At 39.3% G+C, this 18,276-nt stretch carries 20 protein-coding genes, 1 tRNA gene and 1 pseudogene; 3 read left to right on the top strand and 19 right to left on the bottom strand.

What is annotated here, in order from left to right; all coding sequences use genetic code 11:
• Nucleotides 1-123 precede the first annotated feature (123 nt).
• From ACZ5OK_RS17400 to ACZ5OK_RS17420, 5 genes are all read right to left on the bottom strand, one after another.
• Nucleotides 124-196, bottom strand: a tRNA-Phe gene (locus ACZ5OK_RS17400).
• A 65-nt stretch (nucleotides 197-261) separates the two neighbouring features.
• On the bottom strand, nucleotides 262-921 hold the full coding sequence (locus ACZ5OK_RS17405) for a hypothetical protein (protein ID WP_343843265.1): 660 nt from the start codon (nucleotides 919-921) through the stop codon (nucleotides 262-264).
• Between the two features lie 90 nt (nucleotides 922-1,011).
• Nucleotides 1,012-1,281, bottom strand: coding sequence for a hypothetical protein (locus ACZ5OK_RS17410; RefSeq protein ID WP_464758238.1), 270 nt, complete (start codon nucleotides 1,279-1,281; stop codon nucleotides 1,012-1,014).
• 118 nt (nucleotides 1,282-1,399) lie between these two features.
• Complete coding sequence (locus tag ACZ5OK_RS17415; RefSeq protein ID WP_343843271.1) at nucleotides 1,400-2,689, bottom strand: adenylosuccinate synthase; 1,290 nt, start codon at nucleotides 2,687-2,689, stop codon at nucleotides 1,400-1,402.
• 138 nt (nucleotides 2,690-2,827) lie between these two features.
• Nucleotides 2,828-3,304: a DUF2975 domain-containing protein gene (locus ACZ5OK_RS17420; protein WP_343843274.1), complete on the bottom strand. Its 477-nt coding sequence runs from the start codon at nucleotides 3,302-3,304 to the stop codon at nucleotides 2,828-2,830.
• A 182-nt stretch (nucleotides 3,305-3,486) separates the two neighbouring features.
• On the opposite strand from ACZ5OK_RS17420, the gene ACZ5OK_RS17425 reads away from it, so the two are divergent.
• Together ACZ5OK_RS17425 and ACZ5OK_RS17430 are read left to right on the top strand one after the other, a co-directional pair.
• Entirely contained in the window at nucleotides 3,487-3,837 is a 351-nt protein-coding gene (locus ACZ5OK_RS17425) for a hypothetical protein (protein ID WP_343843277.1), read from the top strand.
• 107 nt (nucleotides 3,838-3,944) lie between these two features.
• Nucleotides 3,945-4,400 carry a hypothetical protein gene (locus ACZ5OK_RS17430; RefSeq protein WP_343843280.1) on the top strand — a complete coding sequence of 152 codons (456 nt, stop codon included), beginning with the start codon at nucleotides 3,945-3,947 and terminating at the stop codon, nucleotides 4,398-4,400.
• A 239-nt stretch (nucleotides 4,401-4,639) separates the two neighbouring features.
• On the opposite strand, the gene dnaB is transcribed toward ACZ5OK_RS17430, so the two are convergent.
• The 10 genes and pseudogenes from dnaB to ACZ5OK_RS17480 form a co-directional block, all read right to left on the bottom strand.
• Nucleotides 4,640-6,007, bottom strand: coding sequence for a replicative DNA helicase (gene dnaB / locus ACZ5OK_RS17435; RefSeq protein ID WP_044164563.1), 1,368 nt, complete (start codon nucleotides 6,005-6,007; stop codon nucleotides 4,640-4,642).
• 30 nt (nucleotides 6,008-6,037) lie between these two features.
• The gene (gene rplI / locus ACZ5OK_RS17440; protein WP_044164560.1) at nucleotides 6,038-6,484 is read right to left on the bottom strand and encodes a 50S ribosomal protein L9; all 447 of its coding nucleotides are present in this window, start codon (nucleotides 6,482-6,484) and stop codon (nucleotides 6,038-6,040) included.
• Nucleotides 6,481-8,461 (bottom strand): annotated as a pseudogene (locus tag ACZ5OK_RS17445) (DHH family phosphoesterase). The gene rplI and the pseudogene ACZ5OK_RS17445 overlap by 4 nt, the downstream one beginning before the upstream one ends.
• A gap of 25 nt (nucleotides 8,462-8,486) precedes the next feature.
• Nucleotides 8,487-9,431, bottom strand: a complete 945-nt coding sequence (locus tag ACZ5OK_RS17450) for a YybS family protein (protein ID WP_343843289.1) — start codon at nucleotides 9,429-9,431, stop codon at nucleotides 8,487-8,489.
• Between the two features lie 333 nt (nucleotides 9,432-9,764).
• Nucleotides 9,765-9,989 (bottom strand): 30S ribosomal protein S18, encoded by a 225-nt coding sequence (rpsR, locus tag ACZ5OK_RS17455; RefSeq protein WP_093132635.1) that lies wholly within the window; start codon nucleotides 9,987-9,989, stop codon nucleotides 9,765-9,767.
• Between the two features lie 24 nt (nucleotides 9,990-10,013).
• Nucleotides 10,014-10,475, bottom strand: coding sequence for a single-stranded DNA-binding protein (ssb, locus tag ACZ5OK_RS17460; RefSeq protein ID WP_343843295.1), 462 nt, complete (start codon nucleotides 10,473-10,475; stop codon nucleotides 10,014-10,016).
• A 12-nt stretch (nucleotides 10,476-10,487) separates the two neighbouring features.
• A complete protein-coding gene (gene rpsF, locus ACZ5OK_RS17465) occupies nucleotides 10,488-10,778 on the bottom strand; it encodes a 30S ribosomal protein S6 (protein ID WP_343843298.1) in 291 nt (96 codons plus the stop codon).
• Nucleotides 10,779-11,108: 330 nt separating this feature from the next.
• Nucleotides 11,109-12,209, bottom strand: a complete 1,101-nt coding sequence (ychF, locus tag ACZ5OK_RS17470; RefSeq protein ID WP_343843300.1) for a redox-regulated ATPase YchF — start codon at nucleotides 12,207-12,209, stop codon at nucleotides 11,109-11,111.
• A gap of 208 nt (nucleotides 12,210-12,417) precedes the next feature.
• Nucleotides 12,418-12,618, bottom strand: coding sequence for a DUF951 domain-containing protein (locus ACZ5OK_RS17475; RefSeq protein ID WP_343843303.1), 201 nt, complete (start codon nucleotides 12,616-12,618; stop codon nucleotides 12,418-12,420).
• A gap of 108 nt (nucleotides 12,619-12,726) precedes the next feature.
• Nucleotides 12,727-13,755 (bottom strand): YkvI family membrane protein, encoded by a 1,029-nt coding sequence (locus ACZ5OK_RS17480; RefSeq protein ID WP_343843305.1) that lies wholly within the window; start codon nucleotides 13,753-13,755, stop codon nucleotides 12,727-12,729.
• A 111-nt stretch (nucleotides 13,756-13,866) separates the two neighbouring features.
• Between ACZ5OK_RS17480 and yyaC the strand changes: the two genes are divergently transcribed.
• Entirely contained in the window at nucleotides 13,867-14,457 is a 591-nt protein-coding gene (gene yyaC, locus ACZ5OK_RS17485; RefSeq protein WP_343843307.1) for a spore protease YyaC, read from the top strand.
• Nucleotides 14,458-14,609: 152 nt separating this feature from the next.
• Here yyaC and ACZ5OK_RS17490 read toward each other — a convergent pair whose 3' ends face one another.
• The 4 genes from ACZ5OK_RS17490 to noc all read right to left on the bottom strand — a co-directional run bounded on the left by ACZ5OK_RS17490 (nucleotide 14,610) and on the right by noc (nucleotide 18,086).
• The gene (locus ACZ5OK_RS17490; protein WP_343843309.1) at nucleotides 14,610-15,317 is read right to left on the bottom strand and encodes a DUF554 domain-containing protein; all 708 of its coding nucleotides are present in this window, start codon (nucleotides 15,315-15,317) and stop codon (nucleotides 14,610-14,612) included.
• Nucleotides 15,318-15,468: 151 nt separating this feature from the next.
• A complete protein-coding gene (locus ACZ5OK_RS17495) occupies nucleotides 15,469-16,323 on the bottom strand; it encodes a ParB/RepB/Spo0J family partition protein (RefSeq protein ID WP_343843312.1) in 855 nt (284 codons plus the stop codon).
• A complete protein-coding gene (locus tag ACZ5OK_RS17500; protein WP_044164538.1) occupies nucleotides 16,304-17,077 on the bottom strand; it encodes a ParA family protein in 774 nt (257 codons plus the stop codon). The genes ACZ5OK_RS17495 and ACZ5OK_RS17500 overlap by 20 nt, the downstream gene beginning before the upstream one ends.
• A 154-nt stretch (nucleotides 17,078-17,231) precedes the next feature.
• Nucleotides 17,232-18,086: a nucleoid occlusion protein gene (gene noc, locus ACZ5OK_RS17505; protein WP_343843316.1), complete on the bottom strand. Its 855-nt coding sequence runs from the start codon at nucleotides 18,084-18,086 to the stop codon at nucleotides 17,232-17,234.
• Nucleotides 18,087-18,276 lie beyond the last annotated feature (190 nt).

Consider the following 18,276-nt stretch of genomic DNA (forward strand, 5'->3'; position numbering starts at 1 on the left):
TTAGCAATCATTCGCAGAAAAGTTTTTTGTTTCGACATGGGAATGTAACAGGTTTATTACAGCTATAAAATAAAAAATCCACCTATTAGCTAAGGGTCTAATAGGTGGATCTATTCGCTATGATGGCTCGGGACGGAATCGAACCGCCGACACACGGATTTTCAGTCCGTTGCTCTACCGACTGAGCTACCGAGCCCTTTATCTGACAACAATGATCATAATATATCATAGATTTAATCAGCAACGCAATCCTTTTTTCCATCACAGCTTCCTAAGTTGATTTCCATGTTTTAAAATAATGTTTACATGACCAGCTGTACCACTTGTCACATGATTATCTATTTCTGAAACATCAATATTTGCTTTTATTTTCACTACTTTATAATTGTTCACTTTAATGGTTTCAGTGTATGGATCACTTTGGCCCAGTAATGAAACCATCTTTGCTTCTTCCTCAAATGGATACTGATCATAGAAATCAATATGAAACGAAACGTCCTTACCACTCAAATTCTCAAATGGAAATTCACACACAGCCTGCATGGTATCGGCGGTTATCATTTCAAAACTGCACTCACTCGCTTCCTGATCGTAGGAAATGGCGTAGATTCCGTCTGCTAATGTTTTTTGATAGGTATCAGCAAGAGCATTGGGCAGAAAGATACCAGCTATGATAGCCATAAGGACAAAACGTGACTGGTACTTTTTTAAGGATTTATAGAACATAAACAGGCTGATGATCAGTAAGAGCAGTGACGTAAGCCCAACATATTGTAAACCATTTACTGTCGCCACTGGAATATTCAATATCGATACGATTTCCTCCCCAAATGGATGTCTATGAGGAAATGGAAAGTTTAAAATCATTGAAGCTATAAACGGTATAAAGGCCATATAGAACAATCTTTTGTTTTCCAGCATGTTTATACCTCCCGAAAAGCCTTAGGGTACTTGCTCATAAGAAAAGGAACCACCTATATATATGGAGCCCTGCCCTAAATAGTAATCCATCTAATTGGACCATAACTCTTTAGCACACTGATAAGCGACTTTTAAAAACAGCACAACTGCAATAACCAGTAAAATTCCCTTAAATAAAAAATCATATAGATATTGTATATAGTCGCCGACAAATGGGAATTCGAAAAGTAGAGGTAAATCCAGACGTGCTATTTTATGAATTCCTAACACCAATAATAAACTAATAATCAGCTTGATTAAACAGGTTTTTAATTGATTCAAAGCCTGTATTCCCTCCTTAGACTTCCTCTTCCAAAACAAAAAGCATATCAATTTATACTACCTATTGATATGCTCATCGCTGATGACTAATTATATCATTTTCTATTTCTCCTGATAAGCCTTGGAAGCCATCTGTTTTCCTGCCTTACAGACCCTGCTATTCACTGTAGATATCCTTCTGAACGATCGTTTGTGCACGATCAGGGCCTACGGAAAAGATGGCAATGGGGATTCCTGTCAATTCGGAAATTCTCTCCATGTAATTTTGAGTGTTTACGGGTAAATCGTCAAAAGAACGAACACCTGTGATGTCTTCCTTCCAACCCGGCAGTTCTTCGTATACAGGGCTGCACTCAGATAGTACACTCAAGCTTGCAGGGTATTCATCAATCTGTTTGCCCTGATACTCATAGGCTGTACATATTTTCACCGTGTCCAAACCAGTCAGAACATCTAATGAATTTAAGGATAGATCCGTAATTCCACTTACTCTTTTTGCATGGCGAACCACCACGGTATCAAACCATCCTACCCTTCTTGGACGGCCTGTGGTTGTTCCATATTCCCGTCCTGTTTCTCTAATTTGATTGCCGATCTCATCATGAAGCTCTGTCGGGAACGGACCATCACCTACGCGGGTCGTGTAAGCTTTTGAAACGCCCATCACACGATTTATCTTAGAAGGGCCAATCCCGGCTCCAACAGTTACGCCGCCTGCAGAAGGGTTGGATGATGTCACGAATGGATATGTACCCTGATCAATGTCCAGCATCACGCCTTGTGCACCTTCAAATAAAATATCCTTTCCTTCATCTGCCGCTTCATTTAAAATTACGGAAGTATCGCATACATATGGAGCAATCTCCTGCCCATAGGCAAAGTACTCTTCAAAAATTTTCTCGGCATCAACCGGCTCTGCATCATAAATTTTTTCAAACAGAAGATTTTTTTCTTCCACATTGGCCTGCAGCTTAGACCAGAAAATATCTTTATCTAATAAATCAGCAATACGAATTCCAGTACGTGCGATTTTATCTGAATAGGCCGGACCAATTCCTTTTTTCGTTGTGCCAATTTTATTATCGCCCTTGCTCTGCTCCTGAAGCTCATCCAGCTTGATATGATAAGGTAAAATAACGTGCGCCCGATTGCTGATCCGTAATTGATCCAGGGAAATGGAGCGTTCCTTTAAATAGTTCATTTCCTCAATCAGTGCTTTAGGATTAATCACCAGGCCATTCCCCATTACACAGGTCTTATCCTCATAAAAGATCCCGGACGGAATTAAATGCAGCTTATATGTATCCCCATTAAATACGATGGTATGGCCGGCATTATTTCCTCCCTGATAGCGGGCAACTAATTCAGCCTGCTTTGATAAAAAGTCTGTAATCTTCCCTTTTCCTTCATCTCCCCATTGGGTTCCTACGACTACTGCTGTTGTCATTTAACACACCCCCAAAAATATAACCACTCTAATATCCAAGCTAATTCTACCAATGTTATGGAATCATCGTCAAGCAAAATCCGAACATTATTGATATAATAGTACATTTTATTCGAGATATTATGTATTGCTCTCACCTCAGACTGTTAAATCATTTTCCGTTTTTAAGTCCAAGGCATTTTTAAGTAACTTCTGAAGTACTCCGGCGAAAATCGCAATCACTACAGAGGTAAAAATGATGATAAGTCCAATGATAGCTATTCCAGGGTGAAGAGCGCTTTGGGTTATAAGAAATAACGTACCTGCTGCATACAAAATACTGATCGTTACTGCACAATATTTTATATACATCAAAGCCGCTGCAGACCTATCCGAAAAGGCATAGTTCTGATCAATGAACTTTAAAAGCTGTAAAGTCTGATAAAGCCCCATAAAAAACGGGATAACGGTTCCATACAATCCGATTAAAACAGGATACTGCAAATATGCAAATTCCGGATACATTTCCGCTGTGTAGCTCGCTAATCGGGGTAACGCGAATACACACAAAACAAGCACGGTAACCCCAATGAAGAAAATGGCCACTTTTAAAAATAATGTTGCTCCTTGTTTCATGGTAAGCACCTCTCTTTTATTATCCTATCCCAATCTTATTATATAATATATCGTTTTACAATAAATTATTATTTTATTTTAATATTATTATATTGTTTTAAGAAGCCTCCTATGTTTTAATAAATAAAAGATAAAACATCTCAGCTTGGAAGTCCGGGATTCTAAATGAGAGGAGAACATTTATGCCATTTACCGGTTTGGTACTGCTATTTGTCCTGTTTCTTGCTGTTCTTTTTATCATTATAGGTGCTGCTGTATACCGTCAACAAAGGGATACTCTGAAAAAAACCTCTTTACTGGTGTTATGCACGATATTCCTGCAACTGACCCTGTTTCTATTGTTCTTCACTGGAGCATTAGCCAGTTTTAATTCTGTGTTAGAGGAAATACTCTGGTGGTTGATTGTTTTAGGTGGCCTTGCGTTCGGGATAAGAGAATGTAAAACGAATATAATTGCAGCATTATTATCCATCTTTTTAAGTGTTTTACTAACCATTCTCATGCTTTTGATGCTGTTTGTTACATCTATGTAGCTATTAAAACTTCTTAAACTGATTAGACAGGTTTGTTAGGATAGAACTAATAGAAATGAAAACGGAGGGGTAGTATTAAAAAGATCTATTTTTTAATTTTGGTCCCAGTGTTTTTATTAACGGGCTGCAGCTCCCAAACGATGGAGGAAGTCTTTCACGAGGAAATGAACGATCATGATATTGAGAATTATTCAATGTTTTATTTACATAAGGACAAAGCTGCTGAAAAAGGAATCGTACTCTATCAGACGCCTCCTAAAAAAAATACCTCACTGGTTTATTTTAAAGCTAATGTTTCAAAGGGTGCGGGAGACAAGTGGGAATGGGCGGCATCCGCAAGCTGCAATCAAAAATGGGGTCAGACAACAATTACAGACGGTGGCCCTTACATTTACTGTGGAACAGTCGGCAGCAAATATGAAAAAGTTCTGGTTGATGGCGAAGAGGCCCAAATGGTTCTCTTGGATGAAGCGCAAATCTGGTACCATTTAACCGGGAACAAGAATGCGGAAGGAAAAGCCATTTTAGTTGATGGCTCTGAGGAGTGGTTTCACAAAGATTAGCTTTGCATCTTTAAAAGATAACATGAGGCTGAAGGACAATGGGGGTGCCATTTCCCCGGTTTTTAGCCTTCATTCCGTTTATGAAGGCCATTTATATAAAATCTCAAGCCCTTTTATCCACAATTCACACCCGCCATCCATCTTTCACATCCATTATCTTAATTATCCACAGCAGGCCTTATCACTCCTAGTTCTCTATGAAACCAAAAAAAGAAACCTATCATAACTGAAATAGGTTTCTAAGCTGGCGGGATGTCCTCTTCGCCATACCTCTGATCTAAGTTTACGAATTTGTTGTATTCTTTTACAAAGGCTAATTCAACTGTGCCAACAGGTCCATTTCTCTGCTTGGCAATAATAATCTCAATGATATTCTCTTTCTCTGAGTCTTCCCGATTATAATAGTCATCACGATACAGGAAGCCGATAACGTCCGCGTCCTGCTCAATACTTCCGGATTCACGAATGTCGGACATAATTGGACGCTTGTCCTGTCTTTGTTCAACCCCACGGGAAAGCTGAGATAAGGCAATAACAGGAACATTCAATTCTCTGGCAAGGGCTTTTAGCTGTCTCGAAATCTCTGAAACTTCCTGCTGACGGTTTTCACCACTGCGCGTGCCAGAGCCCTGAATAAGCTGTAAATAGTCAATTAAAATCATACCAAGACCGCCATCCTGTTTTAAACGGCGGCATTTGGAACGTATTTCATTAACTTTTACGCCAGGAGTATCATCAATATAAATTCCTGCATTTGATAGACTTCCCATCGCCATCGTTAGCTTACCCCAGTCTTCAGCTGTGAGATTTCCTGTTCTGAGTCTCTGTGCATCAATATTCCCTTCTGCACAAAGCATACGCATCACCAGCTGTTCAGCCCCCATCTCCAGACTGAATATGGCTACATTTTCGTCAGTTTGAACGGAAACATTCTGAGCAATGTTTAAGGCAAATGCAGTCTTTCCCACAGATGGACGGGCCGCAACAATAATTAAATCATTTTTCTGGAAGCCGGACGTAATCTGGTCCAGGTCTTTAAAGCCTGTAGCAACACCTGTAACTTCTGCATCATGGTGATGAAGCTGTTCAATATTATCATAGACTTCAATTAAAACATCTTTTATATTTTTAAATTTTCCGGAGTTCTTTTGATTGGAAACTTCTAAGATGCTTTTTTCAGCATCATTTAAAACATTTGTTACTTCTTCTTCCTCGGAAAAACTTGTTTGTACAATATTCGTAGCTGCTGAAATTAATCGTCTTAGTGTGGATTTTTCCTCAACAATTCTCGCATAGTACTCAATGTTTGCAGCTGTAGGAACTGAATTGGCCAAATCACTTAAATAAGATACACCACCAATGTCATCCAGCAGCTTTTGATCCTGAAGAAGGGTTGTGATGGTTACAAGGTCAATCGGCTCTCCACGATCTGAGAGCTGAAGCATCATTTCATAGATTTTCTGATGACTTGCCCGATAGAAATCTTCCGGAACTAAAATTTCCGAAGCTGTAACAACCGCTTGTGGTTCTAAAAAAATGGCACCAATAACTGCTTGCTCTGCTTCTATATTATGAGGTGGAGTACGATCATTCCATATCTCGTTCAAAACAAGTTTCCCCTTTCAGCTGAGGAAAAATTATTTTTCCCCAACATGTACTTTGATGGTTCCTGTAACCTCCTGATGAAGCTTGACTGGAACATTGGTATATCCTAATGCACGAATTGGCTCATCAAGTTCAATTTTACGTTTATCAACTTTAATATTATGGGTTTTGTTTAGTTCATCGGCAATTTGCTTGCTGGTAATTGAACCAAACAACCGACCTGCATCTCCTGCTTTTGCCTTTAATTCCACAGTAAGATTGGCAAGGGTTTCTTTAAGCTTTTTTGCTTCTTCTAATTCTTCCTGTTCCTGCTTCTTCTGCTTGTTCTTCTTCGCTTCCAGTGCTTTTAAGTTCGCATTGGTTGCTTCCACGGCAAGGTTGTTTTTTAAAAGATAATTACGTGCATAGCCCTCAGCTACATCCTTTACTTCGCCTTTTTTTCCTTTGCCTTTTACGTCTTTATTGAAAATAACCTTCACTTGTCTTCTCTCCCTTCCAGATATTCATCTATGATTTCCTTCAACTGTTCTTCAGCATCATAAACAGTTGTATCACTTATTTGGGTGGCAGCATTGGTTAAATGGCCTCCCCCATTCATTTGTTCCATAATGATCTCGAACATTGATATCACCTAAGGAACGGGCACTTATTCCAATTTTATCATCATCCCGCTCAGAAATAACGAAAGATGCTTTAATTCCACTCATCGTCAGTAGGGTATCCGCTGCCTGTGCAATCAGAATCGGACCGTACGTCTGGCCTTCTTCTGCTCTTACAATGGCAATTCCCTTTTGATAAACCTCTGCACGTTCAATCAGCTGACTACGCCTTACGTACACATCTAAATCTTCTTCAAGCAGCTTCTGCACTAAGACCGTATCTGCTCCCTTTAATCGTAAATAGGAAGCCGCATCAAACGTTCGCGAGCCGGTTCTCAATGTGAAATATTTAGTATCGACAATAATGCCGGCTAATAGCGACGTTGCCTCATTAATGTTCAGTTTTAATGTGCTTGGCTGATACTCCAGCAATTCTGTAACTAGCTCAGCTGTAGAGGAGGCATAAGGTTCCATGTAAACGAGCGTAGGATCATCAATAAATTCCTCTGCTCTTCTGTGATGGTCAATCACGACGACATGGTCCGTTTTGGTCAGCAGCCTTTCATCCATCACCATAGATGGCTTATGTGTATCCACAACGACCAGTAAGGTGTTTTTGGTAACAATATCTAATGAATCGTCTGGAGATATAAACCACTTCGAAAGGGATTCATCCTCCTGCACCATATCCATCAGGCGTTCAACCCCCGTATTTACACCATCAGGGTCAAAGATCACAAATCCATCCTTGTCATTGGCCTGAGCAACCTTTAAAATACCAATCCCTGCACCAATAGAGTCCATATCAGGGCTCTTATGCCCCATTACCATGACTTTATCACTTTCTTTGACTAATTCCTTTAAAGCGTGAGAAATGACACGTGCACGGACTCTGGTTCGTTTCTCCATAGGATTGGTCTTTCCGCCAAAGAATTTCACTTTCCCTGTTTCATCTTTAATCGCTACCTGGTCGCCCCCACGGCCTAAAGCTAAATCTAAGCTGGACTGGGCTAATTCTCCAATTTCACGGAGGCTCGATTCATTGCCAATGCCCACACCAATACTTAATGTGAGGGGAACATTTTTATCTGAAATAAGCTCACGTACTTCATCAAGCACTTCAAACTTTTCTTTTTCCAGTTTATTTAATATTTCCAGGTTCATCACTGCCAGGAAGCGTTCCTGGGAAGTCCTTTTTAAATAAATATCATTTTTTCTCGACCATTCATTCAGGATAGAAGTCATCTTGGAGTTCAAATGACTTTTTGTTGTATCATCCATGGCCTGTGTAACTTCCTCATAGTTATCTAAAAAGATAATTCCCAAAACAGTCTGTTCATTTTTATATAAAGTTTCAATTTCGACCTGTTCGGTTTTATCAAAGAAATAAATCAGACGCTCTTCTCTTTTAATCAAAGCCTGGTACGTACGATCTTTATGCTGGAACCAGACTTCTGTTTTATCCTCTTTAATACTGGAAATAAAGTCATCATAAATGGCATTTAAATCTAGACCCACCAGTGTGTCCTCTTCCTCTGTAAACAGATTCACAAAGGGATTTGCCCATTCAATTTCGTAATCCTCACTAAACAGCAAAATCCCGATTGGCATCTCATGAAGAGCCTCTTCGCCAACCTTTTTGACACGATAGGACAATGTTGAAATATATTTTTCCGTATCGTTTTCAATCTGTTTGTCTGTGCTGACACTATTATAAATGGTAATGAGCAAAATCAAGGCCATTGCTGCTCCAATCATCCAGTTGAAGTAGGCAATCACACCTATTAAAACAATGGTGAGTCCATACAGGGCCCGTGTATGATAATTTACGGCCCCTTTCTTATAGAGTTTAGACATAGATTCGTCATCTCCTAACCCTGTATTACTTTTTGTTAGGGTTTAAACGGTCTCGCAGATTAAATCCTAAATCAATTATACCTAAAATCCTTAGAAGATAAAGGAAGATCGGCATAATTACTGCCGCAATAATGGCAACTACCGCTAATGTTTTTGTCATCTTTTTTACATGTATATAATAAAAAATAAATGACAGTCCCTGCAACACAAAAAGAAACCCGATTAATGTCGCAACATTAACACCCGCCTGATTTAAAAGCTCCCCTTGTTCCGGGAAGATCCAGGTTAGAATCAAGGCGAACAGATAATACCATATGACGGCTATTGGTAACCGGAATTCACGAAATGGAGGAAATGACAGCTTACCGTGATCACTATAAAGCCTATTAATGATTTTATAACTTATCCATATGGTTAGAAAGGCGAAAATAATTCCAATGAAGGCAAAAAGCGTTGGCATCAGGTAAAATATCTGATTGATTTGTTCACGCATTGCTTCCATTAGTTCATCCTGCGTATAACCGAGCTCCTCCATCACTTGTTCACTGGTATTCATGGTGGAATTGATCATGGAATTTAACTCATCCATTAAATGAATGTCCATCATCCACTGCCCTAATGCAAATACAATCAAAAAGCCCAAAGCAAACGCCACTGAGCCAATTGCCCAATTTTCATAGGTTGATTTTCGGGCATGAAGACCGGCACCGATTGTAATACCCCCAAGAGCCGCAAATATGGTTAATGGCATAGAAAATACAGTAGCAAATACACTCGAAATGAGCAATGTAACCATAAACATGATTAAACCAGGTTTCAAACCATTTTTATATACATATAAAATAAAAGGAACAGGGGTAAGAAAAATGGTAATATAAGAAACCAGTGGAACAAAGACTGTAATTAACAACAGAATAATATATATCCCGGAAAAAAGAGCCCCTTCAGTAACAACATTTGATTTCTTCATCTCTTTTGCACCTCATTAAGTAAACTTAATCCATCTGTTTATCAGTGTACCAATAGTCATACATGAGTGAAAATAAAATCCCTCTATAGGATATCCATCATAACACAATTTCACTATTTAGAAGAGGAATATTCATAATGATTGCCAATCATGAACATCATTTAATTGAATGAACTATTTTTCCATAGTGCACTGCTGGATGACCAGTCTATCCCTGTTTTTAAATGGCCTGCAAAGCACATCATTCAGGAAACAGCCTCAGACAAATATTCCCTTCTAAGTAGAAAAAGGCATAATGGGGAAGTAAAAAATCCTCCATTATGCCTTTTCGTTTTACTCACTAACGTATGGTAACAGTGCCATTTGGCGGGCACGTTTAATTGCTTTTGTTAATTTACGCTGATATTTAGCAGATGTTCCTGTTACACGACGAGGTAGAATTTTACCACGTTCGGAAATAAATTTCTTAAGAAGGTCTACATCTTTATAGTCAATGTGTGTAATTCCATTGGCTGTAAAGTAACAAACCTTTTTACGCTTACGTCCACGACGAGCCATTGCTAAATCCCTCCTTTTTCAGTTTTAGAATGGTAAATCATCATCGGATAAATCAATCGGTTCACCATTATCTGCAAACGGATCTTCTTCACGACGATTATTATTATCTTGTGGAGGATTCTGATCTGCACGAAAGCCTGATGAACCTCTGTCACCTTGTGAGGATCCCCTTGTTTCTAAGAACTGAACACTTTCCGCTACAACTTCCGTAACAAAGACTCTTCTGCCTTCCTGGTTGTCAAAGCTGCGTGTCTGAATACGACCGTCTACACCAATCATACTTCCCTTTTTCATATAATTTGCAAGGTTTTCTGCCGCACGTCTCCATACGACACAATTAATGAAATCAGCTTCCCGATTTCCCTGCTGGTTTGAAAAAGGACGGTTACAAGCTACGGTAAAGTTCGCAACTGCTACTCCGTTTGGTGTATAACGTAAGTCAGGATCCTTTGTTAATCTTCCTACAAGAACGACACGATTCATCATCAGAATCACTCCTTATTGATCTTCTTCACGAATAGCCATATGGCGAATGATATCATCAGTAAACTTAGCCTGACGATCAAATTCTTCAACGGCTGAAGCATCGCTCGCAAAGTTCACAACAACGTAATATCCTTCACGATAGTCGTTGATTTCATATGCCAAACGACGCTTGCCCATTTCATCAACTTTTTCAATCTCCGCACCATTATTGGTTAAGACACTGTTAAAACGCTCAACAATGCTTTTTTGAGTTTCCTCATCAACATCTGGGCGGATGATATACATAATTTCATATTTTGTCATCCGTCTTCACCTCCTTTTGGACTAAACGGCTCTGAATACAGAGCAAGGAGTAATTTGTCTAATTACTCACATCGATGTATTATACCACAAAAAAACAAAGTGGACAATAGATCGAAAAGCGAAGGCGACCGATTAGGTTCGACGGCATAAGCAAAATCTCCGGAGTGGCCGCTTTTGGCCATGGAGGGGATTTTGCTTATGACCGCTTGGACCTGGGAGCCGTAGCTGGACATTAGAAAAGCGAAGGCGACCGGTTAGGTTCGACGGCATAAGTATCAAGTTAAAATGCGCATCTGACCAACCAGCATGTCCACCATAATGAGCCTTCCATTAAACATTAAATCTGAATAAAATAACGTCTCCGTCCTGAACGACATATTCCTTACCTTCTGAACGGACTTTTCCACGCTCTTTAGCTGCAGCCATGGACCCGGCCTCCATAAGATCATCGTAAGAAACCGTTTCTGCCCGTATAAAACCACGTTCAAAATCACTGTGAATGACTCCGGCAGCTTGTGGAGCCTTCATTCCCTTTTTAAAGGTCCACGCTCTTACTTCCTGTTCACCTGCTGTAAAGAAGGTAGCAAGGCCCAACATATCATAAGATGCTTTAATTAATTGGTCCAGACCTGATTCTTCAATACCAAGCTCCTCTAAAAACATCTCTTTTTCTTCACCATCAAGTTCAGCAATTTCTGCTTCAACTTTGGCACAGACCGTAATGACATTTGAACCCTCTTTCTCAGCGTACTCCTTCACAGCCTTTAAATTTTCATTAGCATCAGGGTTTTGGATTTCATCTTCTCCAACGTTAGCTACATACAATACTGGCTTAATGGTTAGAAGATGATACTGCTGAACGGTTTTCATTTCCTCTTCTGAAAAATCAATAGCTCTGGCAGGCTTATCAGCTTCAAGCGCCTCTTTCAATTTCGTTAATACATCATATTCAGCCAAAGCTTGTTTATCTTTCTGCCTCGCCATTTTTTCCACTCGTGTAAGTCTTTTCGTAACAGTTTCCAGGTCAGCCAGAATTAATTCCAGATTAATGGTTTCAATATCATCAACTGAATTTACCTGGCCGGATACGTGTGTGATATTATCATCACTGAAACAACGGACAACATGACAAATGGCATCCACCTGACGAATATGAGATAAAAACTGGTTTCCCAGCCCCTCTCCTTTACTTGCCCCTTTAACAATTCCGGCTATATCCGTAAATTCAAATGCTGTAGGAATGGTTTTCTTGGGATTAACCATATCTGTCAGCTTTTGAAGACGATGATCCGGCACTTCAACTATTCCAACATTCGGATCAATCGTAGCAAACGGATAATTGGCCGCCTCTGCTCCAGCTTGTGTGATCGCATTAAATAATGTGGATTTTCCCACGTTCGGTAGTCCGACGATTCCTGCAGTTAAAGACATTTATCTTTCCACTCCTTTTATTCCTTCCCTCTCAACGTTGCTATTCTCATTATAGATAGTCATCGTTTAAAAAACAAATCAATAAAAGAGCAAAAACAATCTCAATAAGCCATTGTTTTTGCCCTATTCCTGAGAAAAAATTTAATTTTCATTAGGTTTCTATCCAAAAGAAATCAATTTTATAATGTTTCACGTGAAACAATAGAAATTAATCTTCTGCCTTGGAAATAATTTTTTTGAGCTTTTTCTCAAATTTTTTTCTGGGTATCAGTACACTATGATTACAACCTTCACATTTTATTCGTATATCCATGCCCATACGAATAATTCTCCATTCGTTTGTTCCACAAGGGTGAGGCTTTTTCATTTCAACAACATCATTCATTCCAAATTGTTTGCTTTGGTCCATCACCTATCACTCCTTGATTAATCTCGCCTACACTAGCTTACTATATTTTTGTTATAAATGGAATTGCTGTGCTTCGATCAGTACCACCATTTATACAGAATCATATCGTTAATATCTTAAATCATCTTTATATCGGTTGGCAATAGGATACAACAAAATTGCCGACAGGATATATAGATTCAATAAGCCGTATAAAGGGTATAGATATTCAATTAAAGTAGCGAAACCAAATGATGTAAAAGGAATCATAATAACGACTGTAACCAGTGCTAACAGCCATAGAGGCACCTGAATTTTTTCCTGAATTCGCGTAATTAACCCCAGAACTCCGGATAATGCCGTGGTAAACAAGGCAATCCAAAGTAAAAATGAAATAAAAATAAACATCTTATAGGGATATTGCTTTAAAATGGCAAACAAAGGGATTTCATAGAGAAGAATCTCCTCAGATATATGTATTAAACTGTTGTTATAAATGAAAGATATAATCCCTAAAACAGCTGCACTTCCTACACTGGCAATCCATATCTCCCCTTTTTTCTTTACGTGCTTACCTACAGCGCCAAGCACAGCAATTAATGGCAGGATATTCAGTGCAGTAAAAGGAAAGGCTGACACCCAATTCGTCTGTTCATGAATATGGGACAGTAACGATAAATCCTCCTGCCAAGTAAATAAAACAAGTACATATAAAAGCCCGCCGATCAGCAAGGGTAAAATAATACTATTTAAGGATAGGATTCCATTTATATTCCAGACAAAGGCCAAAACCAGTGGAATGCACAGTGCGGCGATTCCAAACCAGTATGAATGACGAAAGGCCTGCCAGGTTGCCCCACTTCCTGCCATCATAATAATGGTTGTCGTAAATAAATAAAATAGAATGAGAAAGTCATATAAAGATGTTAAATGCTTCCCCACAATGATTCGAAGCACAGGAACATAATGTGTGGACTGCTGATCATAGCTTATGGATAAAATCACATAACAGCAGACACCAAACATAATGGCGAATAAAAGAATAGCTAGTCCACTTTCATGGCCGAAAAACTGCCACAATTCTCTTCCTGATGCATATCCTGCACCGACCATTGTACCAATAATTAAGAACATCCATTTAAATCCTGCTTTTAGCATATCATAGCCCCCATTTTTCTTGCCCGTAATGGTTTATTTTTACTTTGATTCACGTATAGAATTTAAACGTTTTCCGTATACTAATACTATTATGATGATGGAGGAGCAGCTATGAATCTAAAGGACATCCTTTTTCCAAAAAAGCAGGAAAAAAGGTTTTACTATGCGGAAAAAACAGCGACATTAAAAATAGCCAAAACCTTAAAAGAATGGATTCCTAAACAAGAAAAAGACATTGTTGTGGTATGTATTGGGACAGATCGGTCTACTGGGGACTCTCTCGGCCCTATGGTCGGTACTTTACTCAAGGACCAATCATTAAACCTGAACAATCTTTACATATATGGAACATTGGACCAGCCTGTTCATGCAAAGAATTTAGAGGAGCAGCTGGAGGTTATTTCTGAAAAGCATCCTGATGCCAACATTCTTGCCATCGATGCCTGTCTAGGAAAGCAATCCTCCATTGGCTCGATTATCATCGGTTCCGGCCCTATGAAACCTGGTGCAGCAGTTCAGAAGCACTTACCTGAGATTGGCGACTTATATATAAGTGCAGTCGTTAATATTAGCGGCTATATGGAGTATTTTGTTCTGCAAAATACCCGTCTATCAATCGTCATGAATATGGCTAAGGAAATTGCCCATGCCCTGCGACTACTTGATCATTTGGTATCCAAGGAAAAAAAGGCAACAAAATAAGCATGTGTACACCTATCTCTGTACACATGCTTATTTATTCAAATCTATTTTTATCACGCATTAACTGGCCGTAATACCCCCACATTCAAGTCTTGAGTTACCCCAATAAGACTAAGAGAGGGATGGATACCCCCACTGATGGAAGTATCACTTTATGTAACAGCAAGATATCCGGCTAATATAAAACCTACTGTTAATATACTAGGTAATAGATTAGCAACCCTGATATTGGTTAGATTTAATAGATTAAGGCCGATAGCTAAAATAAGGAGTCCTCCTGTAGCTGTCATATCCTCAATGAATGTATTTAAAAAGGAATCCGGGAGCCACATTTCGATTTGGGTGGCAAAAAGAGCAATGGAGCCCTGATAAAGCACAACAGGAATAATTGAAAATATAACACCAAAACCTAATGTTGTTGTTAAAACAAGAGCTACAAAGCCATCAATCATTGCTTTTGTAAACAGTATTTCATGGTCATTTCTCAAGCCACTATCCAGCGCTCCAATGACAGACATTGCCCCGATAACAAAAATCAACGAAGCCGTTATAAAACCTTGGGCAATCATGGACTGACCCGATTGCTTTTGAAACTTTGATTCTATCCATTCCCCTAAACGGTTCAGCTTATCGTCCAGCTGTAAAAGTTCTCCGATAATCGCACCTGTCAGCAGACTTAACAGAATCACAATCACCCGATCAGATGTAAAACTCATGCTTAACCCAATCATGACGACCGTCAGGCCAATACCACTCATGATTGTTTCTTTCATTTTTTCAGGTATTTTACTTAAAAACAAACCAATAAATGTACCTACGAATATTCCCAGTCCATTTACAAGTGTCCCTAACAACGCCATTTACTTCCCTCATTTCAGGTTATACAATCCCCAATGTTTCACGTGAAACATTGGGATAAATGATATTTAAAAATCTCTTTCTAAAAAGGCAAGGATAATATGAGATGACAAAAAGCTGGTTGAAAACAGTTCTTCAACCAGCTTTTGAAACTTATTCATCGTCCCCATTTAACAAATCCATGATTCGATTTAAATCATCCTGATTGAAAAATTCAATTTCAATCTTTCCTTTTCGTTTGCTTTTCTGAATGGTCACATTTGTGCCAAATCGTTCGCGTAATTCTGTTTCCTTTGCCTGCAGAAAGATATCCTTTTTCTCCTTCTTAGGCTTCGGCTTGATTTTTTTATTGTTTAAGTTCGAAATTAAAAGCTCTAACTGACGAACATTCAACTTATCCTTCCGAACTTTCTCCACTACTAATGGAAGCTTCTCTTCATCCTTTAATCCTAATAGAGCTCTGCCGTGTCCCATCGAAAGCTCACGGTTATTAATCAGCGCAATTACACTCTCGGGCAGTGATAAAAGACGTACAAGGTTGGCTATATGTGAGCGGCTTTTCCCCAATCGTTGTGCTAAAACTTCCTGCGTAACGCCTAATTCATTGATAAGCCTGTCATAAGCCTGAGCTTCTTCAATTGGTGTTAAGTCTTCTCTTTGTAAATTCTCCAATAAGGCTAATTCCATCATCTGGTCATCGCTTAAATCACGAACAACAGCCGGGATGGTTTCTAAACCAGCCTCTTTAGCAGCACGAAAACGCCTCTCTCCAACTACAATCTCATAGCCTTTAATACTTTCCCGTAAAATGATTGGCTGTAATATACCGTGTTGAATAATCGATTCTTTAAGCTCCTCTATCGCATCCGCCTGGAATGTCTTACGAGGCTGATAAGGATTTGGACGACATTGATTAATCGGAATTTCTTTAACAGACTCATCTTTGGCATCAACTTCATCTACATCGGGGAAAAAAGTACTTAAACCTTTACCCAACCCTCGCGCCATTCGCCATCACTTCCTTCGCTAATTCATTATAAACTTCAGCACCTCGTGATTTTGGATCATACGTGGTAATTGGTTCTCCATAGCTGGGAGCTTCGCCAAGTCTGACATTCCGAGGAATAATCGCTTGAAAGACCTTATCCTGAAAATACTTTTTCACTTCTTCTATAACTTGAATACCCAGGTTTGTCCGGGCATCAAGCATGGTAAGTAATACGCCCTCAATCATTAATGATTTATTCAGTTGTTTCTGCACAAGACGAACCGTGTTAAGCAGCTGACTTAACCCTTCCAAAGCATAATATTCACATTGAACAGGAATTAATACTGTGTCAGATGCTGTTAAAGCGTTAATGGTAAGAAGGCCTAATGATGGAGGACAATCAATTATGATATAGTCAAACTGATCTTTAATCGGATCCAAAGCTTTCTTTAAACGAACCTCACGGGAAATCGTTGGAACTAATTCCACCTCTGCCCCTGCTAACTGTATCGTTGCCGGAATGGAATACAGATTTTCAACCGATGTTGGAACACAAACCTCCTGGGCATCCAGGTCCTCTATCAGTACATTATATATACACTGGTCCATGTCTGCCTTATCGATTCCTACCCCACTCGTGGCATTCCCTTGCGGATCTGTGTCTACTAAAAGCACTTTGTTCCCTGCTTCTGTTAAGGATGCACTTAGATTCACAGAAGTGGTTGTTTTTCCAACCCCTCCTTTTTGGTTCGCTATTGAAATGACTTTGCCCATGGTGTCACCTACCTCTATTTCATTCTCTTTTATTTAACAAAGATTTTTCATCTATGTTTAAAAACCCCATCAATAAAAGGAACGTGCAGCGAAAACAGAACACTGTCGTTACTCGGACTACACGTTACACAATAGATGGGATACTTCTATTCTATCATTTCTTTTTTGGTATTTTAATTGTTAATTGGTAGTAATCATCTAATTCTTCTTCATCTGTTTCCAGTTCGATCCCTGTGTCATTCACCATATGGATGGATTGCCGAAGTGTATTCATGGCAATCCTGACATCCTTACTGATCCCCTTCACACGAGGTTTGGGCTTCTTTTTTGGTTTAGGATTTTTTAATTGTTCAATACGAGCTTCTGTCTGTTTAACATTTAAGTCTTTCTCCAAAATTTCTTTTAGCAGTTTTTCCTGCAGCTCAGGTTCTTCCAAAGCAATCAATGCCCGGGCATGGCGCTCTGTAATTTGTTTATTTAAAACAGCCTCCTGTACAGGTTCTGGAAGCTTCAACAATCTGAGTTTATTAGCAATCGTTGACTGGCTTTTCCCTAAACGTTGAGCGAGCGCCTCCTGTGTCAAACCGTGCATTTCAAGCAGCTGACCATAGGCAATAGCCTCTTCAATCACTGTCAGTTCTTCCCTCTGCAGGTTCTCAATAAGAGCTACGGAAGCTGTTTCAGTGTCTGTCATATCTTTTACAATGGCAGGTATTTGCTCCCAATTGAGATGTTGCGCGGCCCTCCAACGTCTTTCACCAGCTATCAGTTCATATTTAACCCTGTCTTCATCTGTTTTTCTAATAACAATTGGCTGTATCATGCCATGCGTATGAATGGTCTGCGCCAATTCCTCTATACGCTCCTGGCTGAACGTTGATCTCGGTTGATACTGGTTCGGTTGAATTTCACTTACTGGTATCTGGACAACTTCTTCCTGATGACTTTGGTCTTTTTTGCCCGTATCCTGTTTTTCACCCACTCCAAAGAAACGATTTAATGGATGCATCCCCTTACATCACCTCTTTCGTAACAGTACCTTACTACTATTTCTTGGATGATTGCTGAATTTCCTGCCAATGTTTCACGTGAAACATTCACTCAAAATCTATTTAATTTTCCTATTCTGCGCCAGCTTATGTATAAAAACAGGTAGATATCGTATTAGAACAAAAAAATAAAATAATACCTCAAAAATA

Source organism: Salinibacillus aidingensis, from assembly GCF_055393355.1.

Excerpts from the sequence above, each read along its gene's own strand:
- ACZ5OK_RS17405 (WP_343843265.1), bottom strand. The coding sequence starts at position 921 with ATGCTGGAAAACAAAAGATTGTTCTATATGGCCTTTATACCGTTTATA.
- ACZ5OK_RS17415 (WP_343843271.1), bottom strand. The coding sequence starts at position 2,689 with ATGACAACAGCAGTAGTCGTAGGAACCCAATGGGGAGATGAAGGAAAA.
- ACZ5OK_RS17420 (WP_343843274.1), bottom strand. The coding sequence starts at position 3,304 with ATGAAACAAGGAGCAACATTATTTTTAAAAGTGGCCATTTTCTTCATT.
- ACZ5OK_RS17425 (WP_343843277.1), top strand. The coding sequence starts at position 3,487 with ATGCCATTTACCGGTTTGGTACTGCTATTTGTCCTGTTTCTTGCTGTT.
- ACZ5OK_RS17450 (WP_343843289.1), bottom strand. The coding sequence starts at position 9,431 with ATGAAGAAATCAAATGTTGTTACTGAAGGGGCTCTTTTTTCCGGGATA.
- rpsR (WP_093132635.1), bottom strand. The coding sequence starts at position 9,989 with ATGGCTCGTCGTGGACGTAAGCGTAAAAAGGTTTGTTACTTTACAGCC.
- ssb (WP_343843295.1), bottom strand. The coding sequence starts at position 10,475 with ATGATGAATCGTGTCGTTCTTGTAGGAAGATTAACAAAGGATCCTGAC.
- rpsF (WP_343843298.1), bottom strand. The coding sequence starts at position 10,778 with ATGACAAAATATGAAATTATGTATATCATCCGCCCAGATGTTGATGAG.
- ychF (WP_343843300.1), bottom strand. The coding sequence starts at position 12,209 with ATGTCTTTAACTGCAGGAATCGTCGGACTACCGAACGTGGGAAAATCC.
- ACZ5OK_RS17475 (WP_343843303.1), bottom strand. The coding sequence starts at position 12,618 with ATGGACCAAAGCAAACAATTTGGAATGAATGATGTTGTTGAAATGAAA.
- ACZ5OK_RS17480 (WP_343843305.1), bottom strand. The coding sequence starts at position 13,755 with ATGCTAAAAGCAGGATTTAAATGGATGTTCTTAATTATTGGTACAATG.
- yyaC (WP_343843307.1), top strand. The coding sequence starts at position 13,867 with ATGAATCTAAAGGACATCCTTTTTCCAAAAAAGCAGGAAAAAAGGTTT.
- ACZ5OK_RS17490 (WP_343843309.1), bottom strand. The coding sequence starts at position 15,317 with ATGGCGTTGTTAGGGACACTTGTAAATGGACTGGGAATATTCGTAGGT.
- ACZ5OK_RS17495 (WP_343843312.1), bottom strand. The coding sequence starts at position 16,323 with ATGGCGCGAGGGTTGGGTAAAGGTTTAAGTACTTTTTTCCCCGATGTA.
- ACZ5OK_RS17500 (WP_044164538.1), bottom strand. The coding sequence starts at position 17,077 with ATGGGCAAAGTCATTTCAATAGCGAACCAAAAAGGAGGGGTTGGAAAA.
- noc (WP_343843316.1), bottom strand. The coding sequence starts at position 18,086 with ATGCATCCATTAAATCGTTTCTTTGGAGTGGGTGAAAAACAGGATACG.